Genomic DNA, 11,742 nt, shown 5'->3' with positions numbered 1-11,742 from the left:
GTCAACAATTGAGGGTCTTATGAGCACCGCCAAACACAGTAAATTACTTATCCTGGGTTCAGGCCCAGCAGGCTATACCGCCGCCGTTTACGCCGCCCGTGCGAATTTGAACCCGGTTCTGATTACCGGGCTGGAGAAAGGCGGTCAGTTGACCACCACAACTGAAGTGGAAAACTGGCCGGGCGACCCGCATGATCTGACCGGCCCGCTGTTGATGGAACGCATGCAGGAACATGCTGAGAAATTCAACACCGAGATCATTTTCGACCATATTCACACTGTTGATCTGCAGAATCGTCCTTTCCGCCTGACTGGTGACAGCGGCGAATATACTGCCGATGCGTTAATTATCGCGACTGGCGCTTCAGCCCGTTATCTGGGCCTGCCATCAGAAGAAGAGTATAAAGGGCGAGGCGTGTCTGCCTGTGCCACTTGTGATGGCTTCTTCTATCGTAACCAGAAAGTTGCCGTTATTGGCGGCGGTAATACGGCTGTGGAAGAAGCCCTGTATCTGGCTAATATTGCTGCGGAAGTGCACCTGATCCACCGCCGTGGCAGCTTCCGTGCTGAAAAAATCCTTATTGACCGGCTGATGGAAAAAGTGCGCAACGGCAACATTGTGCTGCACACTAATCAGACGCTGGACGAAGTGATGGGTGACCAGATGGGCGTCAGCTGCCTGCGCCTGCGCTCTGCGCTGGATGAAACCCAGACCGAAGAGCTGAACGTTGCCGGTCTGTTTGTCGCCATCGGCCACAGCCCTAACACGGCTATCTTCAAAGATCAGCTCGAACTGGAAAATGGTTACATCAAGGTGCACTCAGGTCTGCAGGGTAACGCCACGCAGACCAGCATCCCGGGCGTATTCGCTGCCGGTGACGTGATGGATCACATCTATCGTCAGGCGATCACCTCCGCAGGAACCGGCTGTATGGCTGCGCTGGATGCAGAACGTTATCTGGATGGGTTAGTTAAAAACTCTCAGTAACTTGTTAAAAACCTGCATCAATCTTGCCGAAGGCGACCGCAACTGGTCGCCTTTTTACTTTCTGCATTGTAACATTACCAACAATTCCCCTGAACATTACGGGGTCGTTACAGCCTGTATGCGCTGAGCGCCCGACTCTCTGGTAAGGCATGGACAAATCACGGCAGCAACAGTTACTTCGCTGGTTGAAAAGCCAGAGCGGGCATGGCAAGCGCTGGTTAAGGCTTTCGCTGTATCTGGGAATTTTCAGCGCGCTGCTGATCCTGCTGCAGGCCTGGCTGCTCGCCGGGCTGCTGCAATCCCTGATTGTTGAGCACCACTCCCGCGCGGATCTGATCCCTCACTTTATACTGCTTTTCGGCTGTTTCGCCTTGCGTGCACTGCTGGTCTGGCTGCGCGAAAAGGCGGGCTTTGAGTGTGGTAAAGCCATCCGCCAGACACTGCGCAGGACGGTACTTAACCGGCTTGAAGCCCTTGGTCCGGCCTGGATTCAGGGCAAACCGGCAGGAAGCTGGGCCACGCTTCTGCTGGAGCAGATCGAAGATATGCAGGATTACTACTCCCGCTATCTGCCACAGATGCTGCTGGCGGTGATTATCCCCTGCTTTATCCTTATTGCCCTGTTCCCGGTTAACTGGGCAGCAGCGATGATTCTGCTGGCTACCGCGCCGCTAATCCCACTGTTTATGGCCCTGGTGGGTATGGGCGCAGCGGATGCCAATCGCCGTAATTTTCTGGCTCTGGCACGACTCAGCGGGCATTTCCTCGACCGCCTGCGCGGGCTGGATACGTTGCGGTTGTTTCATCGCGTGGAGGCTGAAACCCGGGAAATACGTGAAGCCTCAATCGATTTTCGTCAGCGCACCATGGAAGTGCTGCGCCTGGCGTTCCTCTCGTCCGCCGTGCTGGAGTTTTTCGCCTCCATCTCCATTGCCGTGGTGGCAGTCTACTTCGGTTTCTCTTATCTCGGCGAATTGAACTTCGGCCACTACGGCGGCGGCATCACTTTGTTTGCCGGTTTCCTCGCGCTGATACTCGCACCGGAATTCTTCCTGCCTCTCAGGGATCTGGGCGCTTTTTATCACGCGAAAGCGCAGGCTGTGGGTGGCGCAGACTCTCTCGAAGTCTTCCTGACAGAGATGGGTGAGCTGGAAACCCGCCACGGTGAACAGACACCTGAACTGGGCCTCGGTCTGACCATCAGGGCTGCAGAGCTGCTGATCGTTTCTCCGCAGGGAGTACCGCTGGCAGGTCCGCTTGATTTCACTTTCCGGCCGGGACAGAGGATTGCGCTGGTAGGCCAGAGCGGCGCAGGGAAAACCTCCCTGCTGAATGCGCTGCTCGGCAACCTCCCCTATCAGGGATCGCTGCAGGTGAACGGCGTGGAGCTGCGGGATATCCAGCCGGAATACTGGCATCAGCAGCTGGCCTGGGTCGGGCAGAATCCGCACCTGCCTGCCAGCACGCTGGTCGAAAATATCGCGCTGAATGGCAACCACGATATGCAAAAACTACAGCAGGTCTGTGAGGCTGCCGGGGTCACGGAATTCCTGTCACAGCTGCCAGAGGGTCTGCAGAGCGAAACTGGCGAGATGGCAGCAAACCTGTCAGTGGGGCAGGCACAACGCATCGCCGTTGCAAGGGCATTGTATAAACCCTGCAAGCTCCTGCTGCTGGATGAACCGGGCGCGAGCCTGGACAGCCACAGCGAACAGCATGTCAATCAGGCCCTGCAGTCAGCCTCTCACCAGCAGAGCACGCTGCTGATCACTCATCAGCTCGATCAGCTGGCGCACTGGGATGAGGTCTGGCTGATGCGTGACGGTAAAATTATTCAGCAGGGTAGCCATCAGCAACTTTCGCAAAGCGCAGGTGCCTTTGCCGATCTGGCATCCCGTCGTCAGGAGACTGTGGAATGAAAACTTTGCTGCCCTTCCTGGCACTCTATCGTCGCCACATCTGGCGGCTGGCGCTGGGCGTGCTGCTGGCTGTCGTCACTCTGCTGGCCAGCATCGGTCTGCTGACATTGTCAGGCTGGTTCCTCGCCGCCTCTTCGCTGGCCGGTGTGGCCGGCCTTTACAGCTTTAACTATATGCTGCCTGCTGCCGGTGTGCGGGGTGCAGCAATCACCCGCACCGCTGCGCGCTATTTCGAACGCCTGGTCAGCCATGATGGTACCTTCCGGGTTCTTGAACATCTGCGGGTCTTTACCTTCAGCAGACTGATGCCACTCTCTCCGGCCGGGCTGACCGCCTTCCGCAAGGGTGACCTGCTGAACAGACTGGTGGCGGATGTGGATACTCTTGATCACCTCTATCTGCGCGTCATTTCTCCGCTGATCGGGGCAATGGCGGTCATTCTGGCCGTCACCGTCGGTCTCAGCTGGCTGGACTGGCAACTGGCCGTCACGCTGGGCGGCCTGCTGCTGCTGACGCTGCTACTGCTGCCACCGATTTTTTATCGCATGGGCCGCCCGGCAGGTATCGCCCTGACCCGTTTGCGCGCTCAGTACCGCAGCCAGTTGACCAGTTGGCTGCAAAGCCAGGCCGAGCTGAAACTGTATGGTGCCGCGCCGCGCTTCCGTGCTGAACTGGATAAGACCGAAACGGACTGGCAGCAGGCACAGCGCGCTCAGGCAAGTCTTGGCGGCCTTTCCCAGGCTTTGCTGTTAATAATTACCGGACTGACTGTCGTGCTGATGCTCTGGCTCAGCGCCAGTGGCGTGGGCCGGGACGCACAGCCCGGCGCACTGATTGCGCTGTTTGTGTTCTGCGCCCTGGCCGCCTTCGAAGCGCTGGCACCGGTCGGAGGCGCTTTCCTGCATCTCGGTCAGGTGATGGCTTCGGCAAAGCGGGTCAGCCAGATCGTCAGCCAGCAGCCCGCGGTGGAGTTCCCGACGTCAATGCCACCTGTCACTCAGGGAGCGAAACTTTCCCTTCGTGATGTAAACTTCACCTGGCAAGGTGGCCGAAACGTATTACAGGGGATCTCACTGGATGTCGCACCTTGTGAACATATCGCGCTGCTGGGGCGGACTGGCTGTGGTAAATCGACCCTGCTTCAGCTGCTGACCCGCGCCTGGGATCCTGACGCCGGAGAGATAGCATTGAACGGCCAGCCGCTGAAAAGTTGGGATGAAGCCTCGCTGCGGGCTGTCACCAGCGTGGTGACTCAGCGCGTGCATCTATTCAGCAGCACACTGCGGGAAAATCTGCGGCTGGCCTCGGCGGACAGCAGCGATGAACAAATGGCCGCAGTGCTGCACCAGGTGGGGCTGGAAGCCTTGCTGAATAACGATCAGGGTCTGAATGCCTGGCTGGGTGAAGGTGGCCGTCAGCTCTCCGGTGGTGAATTGCGCCGTCTGGGGCTGGCTCGCGCTCTGCTCCACGGTGGCTCGTTGCTGCTGCTTGATGAACCCACGGAAGGACTGGATGCGGAAACCGAGCAGCAAATCCTCCAGTTACTGCGCCAGGTAGCACAGGATAAAACGCTGGTCATGGTGACACACCGTCTCCAGGGGCTCAGCCATTTCGACAAAATTTGCGTTATGGATAACGGCTGTATTACCGAGCAGGGAAATCACGCCGAATTAATCTCAAAACAAGGGCGTTACTGGTATTTTCACCAGCAGTTTGCGCTATAGTCAAAGGCTCTCGTTTGACAGAGATTTTCACCATGCGTCTGATTCAGCTTTCCAGGGAGTCACTGAACTTTCCGCCGCCGGAGATGGCGCTGCGCGAACCTAACGGCTTGCTGGCTATGGGCGGCGACCTCAGCCCGCCGCGCCTGCTCAGCGCCTACTATCGGGGGATCTTTCCGTGGTTCTCGCCAGGAGACCCGATCCTCTGGTGGTCACCCGATCCCCGTGCGGTGCTCTATCCGGAGAGATTTCATCTCAGCCGCAGCATGAAACGTTTTCATCAGCGTTCTCCCTACTCCGTCACCATGAATCAGAATTTTTATGACGTAATCGAAGGTTGTGCCAGCGATCGTCAGGAAGGAACGTGGATCACCAACGAAGTGAAGCGCGCATGGCTCAAGCTGTTTGAAGCCGGTCACGCACAATCTGTTGAGGTCTGGTTGGGTAACGAGCTGGTCGGGGGGATGTACGGGCTGGCACTGGGGCAGATCTTTTGCGGTGAGTCGATGTTCAGCCGCAGCGAAAATGCCTCTAAAACTGCCCTGCTGGTGTTCAGCCGCTATTTTCAGCAGCAGGGTGGCAGGCTAATCGACTGCCAGGTACTGAACCCGCATACCGCATCGCTGGGTGCAGAAGAGATTGCCAGAGCGGACTATCTGCAGCAGGTGAATTCACTGGCGCATCAATCTATGGCAGCAGAGTGCTGGCAGCAACAGACCCTTTTTTGATGCTATTTCGCGATGTTTTCCACGCAGACGTGGAGAACAGTGATATAATATGCGCGTTTGGTATGTCGTCCGCCCTTCGCCTCCTGTTACTGGCGAGCCGGGATTGGCCTGGCTGGGAATATTAACGCACCTCGTCTTTCGGTTTTCATTACGCGCAGGAGCGAATGCAGACCCACTCTTAGCCCTCTATTCCCCCACGCTGACGCCATTACTCTACTCAGTTTTAATTTTGAGCTCCTCTGCGCAGAGCGCGTACAGAGGGGTTACCGTGGTGAAATCACCAACAATTCTTTACATAATACTTGAAATTCGGCATTATCTTGCCGGTTCAAAACTAAGGTTGTAACACCTAGAGGATTCGATGGCCAAAGAAGACAATATTGAAATGCAGGGTACCGTACTGGATACGTTACCTAACACCATGTTCCGCGTTGAGTTAGAAAACGGACACGTGGTTACCGCTCACATCTCCGGTAAAATGCGCAAAAACTATATCCGCATCCTGACGGGCGACAAAGTCACTGTAGAGCTGACCCCGTACGACCTGAGCAAAGGCCGCATTGTCTTCCGTAGTCGCTAATATCCTGCCGTGCTGTCGCTGAAAAGCCCGCAGCACCTTAAAAAAAAGGCCGCACACCGTGCGGCCTTTCGCTTTTTCAGGATCCTGATCAGTGGACCGTGCCTTCCGTTTTACGCTTCTCGGCGCTGAGGAAGTGGTAGGTCAGCTCGTTTTTCTCTTTATCGAGAGCCACAGAGACCGATCCACCATCCACCAGTGAACCGAACAGCAGTTCGTTTGCCAGTGGTTTCTTCAGGCTTTCCTGTACGGTACGCGCCATCGGACGGGCACCCATCGCCTTGTCGTAGCCTTTCTCAGCCAGCCAGTCACGAGCGTCATCACTGACTTCCAACGACACGCCTTTCGCATCCAGCTGCGCCTGCAGTTCGACAATAAACTTGTCCACCACCTGATGGATCACCTCGGTATCGAGATGTTTAAACCAGATAATGTTGTCAAGACGGTTGCGGAACTCCGGCGTAAAGATCTTTTTGATCTCTTCCATGGCATCGGTGCTGTTATCCTGCTGGATCAGGCCGATGGATTTACGCTCAGTTTCACGCACGCCAGCGTTGGTCGTCATCACCACCACCACGTTACGGAAATCGGCTTTACGACCATTGTTATCGGTCAACATGCCGTTATCCATTACCTGCAGCAGAAGGTTGAATACGTCCGGATGCGCTTTTTCGATCTCATCAAGCAGCACCACAGAATGCGGATGTTTGATCACCGCATCAGTCAGCAGCCCGCCCTGATCGAAGCCAACATAACCCGGAGGCGCACCAATCAGACGACTGACGGTATGTCGCTCCATGTACTCTGACATGTCGAAACGCAGCAGCTCGATACCCAGCGCTTTCGCCAGCTGTACGGTCACCTCGGTTTTACCCACGCCGGTCGGACCAGCGAACAGGAAGGAACCGACAGGTTTACGGTCTTGACCCAGACCGGCGCGGCTCATTTTGATCGCTTCGGTTAAGGCCTCAATCGCATTATCCTGGCCGAATACCAACATTTTCAGGCGATCGCTCAAGGTCTTCAGCGTGTCGCGGTCGGTGGCAGAAACGCTCTTAGATTGTGCCTGCAGCTATCGTACACGGCTTTATTCTCAGCCTGGCGGCACCCATTCTGATTGCCCTGTTCTCTTCCTGATCGCTGTTTTTGAGCCTGATCAACTAAGCGGGTGTTTTTTGCGGCACCCGAAACAGCATAGGTATAAAGTTGCATTTTAAATACAACTTATAAAGGTTCAGCATGTTTTGCGTTCAATGTGAGCAAACGATTCGACCTCCCTCTGGTAATGGCTGTTCATATGCTCAGGGCATGTGTGGCAAAACAGCCCAGACTTCCGATTTGCAGGATTTACTGATTGCCGTTCTGCAAGGGCTGTCAGCCTGGGCGCTGGAAGCGCGCGAGCATGACATTGTGGATCATGATATTGACAGCTTCGCTCCCAGGGCTTTTTTTGCCACGCTGACGAATGTGAATTTCGACTCTCAACGCATCGTGGAGTATGCCCGGCAGGCCATCGCTTATCGCGAACAATTGAAAGCGCAGCTTTCTGGCTTCTCACGCGGTCCCCTTCATCCCGCCGCTGGAATTACCCTGCTGAGCAACGACCTGCAGCAGCTTCAGCTGCAGGCCGCCAGCTGGGCGCTGGCACAAGGCGAAACCGATGAAGATATCTTTGGCCTGCGCCTGCTCTGCCTGTACGGCCTGAAAGGGGCGGCGGCCTATATGGAACATGCTCATGTTCATCACCGTTACGATGTGAATATTTATCAGCAATATCATCAGATAATGGCATGGCTGGGCACCTCACCTCACCAGATGGGTGAATTAGTGCAGATCGCAATGGACATTGGCAAAATGAACTTTGCGATTATGGCGATGCTGGATGAAGCACAGACCAGCGTTTACGGCCATCCTCAGCCCGTGTCAGTGAACACCCGCCCCGTGGCTGGCAAAGCCATTCTGATTTCTGGCCACGACCTGAAAGACCTTGAGCTGTTGCTGGAGCAAACGGCAGGCACGGGCGTTAACGTCTACACCCATGGGGAAATGCTGCCCGCTCATGGCTACCCTGAACTGAAAAAATTTCCTCACCTGGTTGCTAACTACGGCAGTGGCTGGCAAAACCAGCAGGAAGAATTCGCCCGCTTCCCCGGGCCGGTGATAATGACCTCTAACTGTATTATCGATCCATTTAGCGGCCATTATCAGGATCGTATCTGGACCCGCAGTATTGTTGGCTGGCCGGATGTGAATCACCTTGATGGAGAAGATTTTTCCGCCGTTATTGAACAGGCACAGGCACTTCCGGGCTTCCCCTGGAGTGAGATTCCGCACAAGATTACCGTTGGTTTTGGCCGCCAGGTCCTGCTGGATGCTTCCGACAGCGTGATTGACCTGGTGGCGCAAAACAAACTGCGCCACGTCTTTCTGATTGGGGGTTGCGACGGCAGCCGGGAACAACGCAGTTATTTCACCGATCTGGCTACCGCAGTTCCTGATGACTGTCTGATCCTCACGCTGGCCTGTGGCAAATATCGCTTTCACAAACTTGATTTCGGCACGTTGGAAGGGCTTCCCCGCCTGCTGGATGTTGGTCAGTGCAATGACAGCTATGCAGCCATTACTCTCGCCATCAGGCTGGCGGAAAAGCTTAACTGCGGAGTTAACGACCTGCCTCTTTCACTGGTGCTCTCCTGGTTTGAGCAGAAAGCCATTGTGGTACTGCTGACCCTGCTGTCACTGGGAGTGAAAAATATTCGCGTCGGCCCGACTGCACCGGCCTTCCTGAGTGAAAATGTGCTGGCGCTGCTGGAAAAAGAATTTGGCCTGCAGTCGGTGACTACGGTTGAAAACGACCTGCACACCATCCTAGCCCCCTGAGGAGACTGTCATGCAAACTTCCCATTCCCCTATTGGCGAGAGATAAAATCATGTCCCCTCATCCACTTTGCCGCTGGCGCATGCAGGTCCATCATGTCCGGCAGGAAACCTCAGACGTCTGGACCATTGCCCTGATCAACGTTGATTTTTACCGCTGGCAGGCAGGACAATTTGCTTTAGTCCAGGTGGCTAACTCCGCTAACCTTCGCGCATATACTCTCTCATCCACACCGGGCCAGAGTGAGTACATTACGCTGACAGTTCGCCATATCTCAGAGGGGCTCGGTTCCGGCTGGCTCACTCAGCATGTCCGGCCTGGCGACTATATCTGGCTTTCAGACCCGCAGGGATCCTTCACCTGTGAACAGCACCCGGCCGATAGCTACCTGATGCTGGCTGCAGGCTGTGGTATCACCCCCATTATGTCAATGTGCCGCTGGCTTCGGGCCTCGCAACCTCAGTGCAGCGTCAGTTTGCTGTACAGCGTGCGCTCCGCCAGTGAGGTGATTTTCGCTGAAGAGCTGGCCACGCTCTCCAGCTGGCTGAAGCTGACGGTCATTGCCGAAGATGCTCCAACGGTCGATCTTCCCGCAGGACGAATTACCCGTGAGTGGTTACAAAAATGCGTGCCGGATATCAACCAGCGAACGGTAATGATCTGCGGCCCCCAACCATATATGCATCAAATGGATCAATTCGCTCGCGACCTTGGGGCTGAGAATATCTGGCAGGAGAACTTTACCGCGCCCGACAACACCAAAGAGAATGGCAAAGCAGAGATATTCACGCTGCGCTCTTCGGGTCAGGTAAAATCCGCTACCTTCAGCGCTGGCAATACACTCCTTAATGCCATGGAGAAGAACCAGTTCAGCATTGAAGCAGCCTGCCGATCCGGCGTCTGTGGCTGCTGTAAAACACAAATCCTCAGCGGAAGTTATACCACCAGCAGTACCCAGACGCTGAGCGATTCAGAGCAGCAGGCCGGATATGTTCTGGCATGCAGCTGCCTCCCTGTCAGCGATATCATTATTGCCTGATCCTCCTCGGGGCCTGATCGTGCCACGGCCCCATCATCCGTCTCCCATTCCCCCCTGTCTAGACTATGCTTTTCCCAGTCGGTTTTAATTTGGGATACGACCAGAAAAAAGGAGTCAAGCATGAAGCAAACCGTAGCCGCTCTGGTGGCAAAAACATTAGAAAACGCCGGCGTTAAGCGCATTTGGGGCGTTACCGGGGACTCACTTAATGGCCTGAGCGACAGTCTGAACCGCATGGGCACTATCGAATGGATGCCCACCCGTCACGAAGAGGTGGCCGCTTTTGCCGCCGGAGCCGAGGCGCAGACCAGCGGCGAACTGGCGGTCTGCGCCGGTTCCTGCGGACCGGGCAACCTGCACCTGATTAACGGCCTGTTCGACTGCCATCGCAATAACGTTCCGGTGCTGGCCATTGCCGCGCATATTCCTTCAAGTGAAATAGGCAGCGGCTACTTCCAGGAGACGCATCCGCAGGAGCTGTTCAGGGAGTGCAGCCACTATTGTGAGCTGGTGTCTAATCCTGAACAGTTGCCTCAGGTACTGGGTATTGCCATGCGCAAAGCGATCCTGAATCGCGGCGTTTCGGTGGTCGTTCTGCCTGGCGATGTGGCACTGAAGCCCGCGCCGGAGAATGCCACGGCAAACTGGTATCCTCCGCAGTTGCCGGTAGTGCAGCCACCTATAGCAGAGCTGGCAAAGCTGGCCGGGCTGCTGAACGGTTCACAAAATATCACCCTGATGTGTGGCAGCGGCTGTGCCGGGGCCCACGATGAAGTGGTGAAACTGGCTCAGACGCTTAAAGCGCCGGTGGTCCATGCCCTGCGCGGCAAGGAACATGTGGAATATGACAATCCCTACGATGTCGGCATGACCGGGCTGATCGGCTTCTCATCCGGTTTCCACGCGATGATGAACGCTGACACGCTGGTGCTGCTGGGAACGCGCTTTCCCTACCGGGCGTTTTATCCGGCAGAGGCAAAAATCATTCAGATTGACCTCGATCCGGGTAGCATCGGAGCGCACAGCCATGTGGATATGGCGCTGATTGGCGATATCAAAACCACGCTAACCGCCCTGCTACCACAGCTGGACATAAAGCAGGATCGCGACTTCCTCGATAAGGCGCTGGAGCACTATGCCGAAGCGCGTAAAGGGCTGGATGACCTGGCTACCGCCAACGATACACAGGCGATCCACCCGCAGTATGTGGCCCAGCAGCTCAGCCAGTATGCTGACAATGACGCCATTTTTACCTGCGATGTGGGCACACCGACGGTCTGGGCGGCCCGCTACCTGAAAATGAACGGCCAGCGTCGCCTGATCGGTTCGTTCAATCATGGCTCGATGGCGAATGCCATGCCTCAGGCGCTGGGTGCGCAGTCGATTGACCGTCAGCGCCAGGTCGTGGCGATGTGTGGCGACGGCGGATTCAGTATGTTGATGGGCGATTTTCTCTCCGTTGCGCAGCTGAAGCTGCCGGTTAAGCTGGTGGTCTTCAACAACAGCGTGCTGGGCTTCGTCGCCATGGAGATGAAAGCCGGAGGCTACCTGACCGACGGGACCGAGCTGGAGAACCCTGACTTTGCCGCAATTGCCAACGCCTGTGGCGTAAAGGGCATTCGCGTGGAGCGGGCCTCAGAGCTGGATGCCGCCATTCAGCAGGCGCTGGCGCATGATGGCCCGGCACTGATTGATGTGGTGACGGCCGGAGAAGAGCTGGCGATGCCGCCGCAGATTAAAATGGAGCAGGCCAAGGGCTTCAGCCTGTATATGCTGCGCGCCATTATCAGCGGGCGTGGTGACGAAGTTGTCGAACTGGCAAAAACCAACTGGCTGCGGTAAAACATTCTGATGTCTTTTTTTACGGACGCTGCGGCGTCCGTTTTTTATCA

8 protein-coding genes and 1 pseudogene are annotated in these 11,742 nt (G+C 56.0%); 8 read left to right on the top strand and 1 reads right to left on the bottom strand.

Going from position 1 to position 11,742, the window contains the following annotated elements; genetic code table 11:
* Window positions 1–19: 19 nt before the first annotated feature.
* From trxB to infA, 5 genes are all read left to right on the top strand, one after another.
* Window positions 20–988 (top strand): thioredoxin-disulfide reductase, encoded by a 969-nt coding sequence (gene trxB, locus AC3Y5R_RS06785; RefSeq protein WP_489920696.1) that lies wholly within the window; start codon window positions 20–22, stop codon window positions 986–988.
* A 149-nt stretch (window positions 989–1,137) separates the two neighbouring features.
* Window positions 1,138–2,907, top strand: coding sequence for a heme ABC transporter permease/ATP-binding protein CydD (gene cydD, locus AC3Y5R_RS06780; RefSeq protein ID WP_489920695.1), 1,770 nt, complete (start codon window positions 1,138–1,140; stop codon window positions 2,905–2,907).
* Entirely contained in the window at window positions 2,904–4,631 is a 1,728-nt protein-coding gene (gene cydC, locus AC3Y5R_RS06775) for a heme ABC transporter ATP-binding protein/permease CydC (protein WP_489920694.1), read from the top strand. Before cydD ends, cydC begins: the two co-directional genes overlap by 4 nt.
* A gap of 32 nt (window positions 4,632–4,663) precedes the next feature.
* A complete protein-coding gene (aat, locus tag AC3Y5R_RS06770; protein ID WP_158783126.1) occupies window positions 4,664–5,356 on the top strand; it encodes a leucyl/phenylalanyl-tRNA--protein transferase in 693 nt (230 codons plus the stop codon).
* A 361-nt stretch (window positions 5,357–5,717) separates the two neighbouring features.
* Complete coding sequence (gene infA, locus AC3Y5R_RS06765) at window positions 5,718–5,936, top strand: translation initiation factor IF-1 (RefSeq protein WP_002211347.1); 219 nt, start codon at window positions 5,718–5,720, stop codon at window positions 5,934–5,936.
* 88 nt (window positions 5,937–6,024) lie between these two features.
* Here the strand turns inward: infA and AC3Y5R_RS06760 are convergent.
* Window positions 6,025–6,990 (bottom strand): annotated as a pseudogene (locus AC3Y5R_RS06760) (AAA family ATPase); the annotation flags it as partial.
* 182 nt (window positions 6,991–7,172) lie between these two features.
* Here AC3Y5R_RS06760 and hcp point away from each other — a divergent pair.
* The 3 genes from hcp to poxB all read left to right on the top strand — a co-directional run bounded on the left by hcp (window position 7,173) and on the right by poxB (window position 11,692).
* Window positions 7,173–8,813 carry a hydroxylamine reductase gene (gene hcp / locus AC3Y5R_RS06755; protein ID WP_489920693.1) on the top strand — a complete coding sequence of 547 codons (1,641 nt, stop codon included), beginning with the start codon at window positions 7,173–7,175 and terminating at the stop codon, window positions 8,811–8,813.
* Between the two features lie 47 nt (window positions 8,814–8,860).
* Window positions 8,861–9,850 (top strand): NADH oxidoreductase, encoded by a 990-nt coding sequence (hcr, locus tag AC3Y5R_RS06750; protein WP_489920788.1) that lies wholly within the window; start codon window positions 8,861–8,863, stop codon window positions 9,848–9,850.
* A gap of 120 nt (window positions 9,851–9,970) precedes the next feature.
* On the top strand, window positions 9,971–11,692 hold the full coding sequence (gene poxB, locus AC3Y5R_RS06745) for a ubiquinone-dependent pyruvate dehydrogenase (RefSeq protein ID WP_489920692.1): 1,722 nt from the start codon (window positions 9,971–9,973) through the stop codon (window positions 11,690–11,692).
* Window positions 11,693–11,742 lie beyond the last annotated feature (50 nt).

This window comes from Erwinia sp. 009765445, from assembly GCF_058137865.1.
The sequence above is the reverse complement of the archived record's forward strand: the minus strand, read 5'-3'. Positions and strand labels throughout refer to the sequence as shown.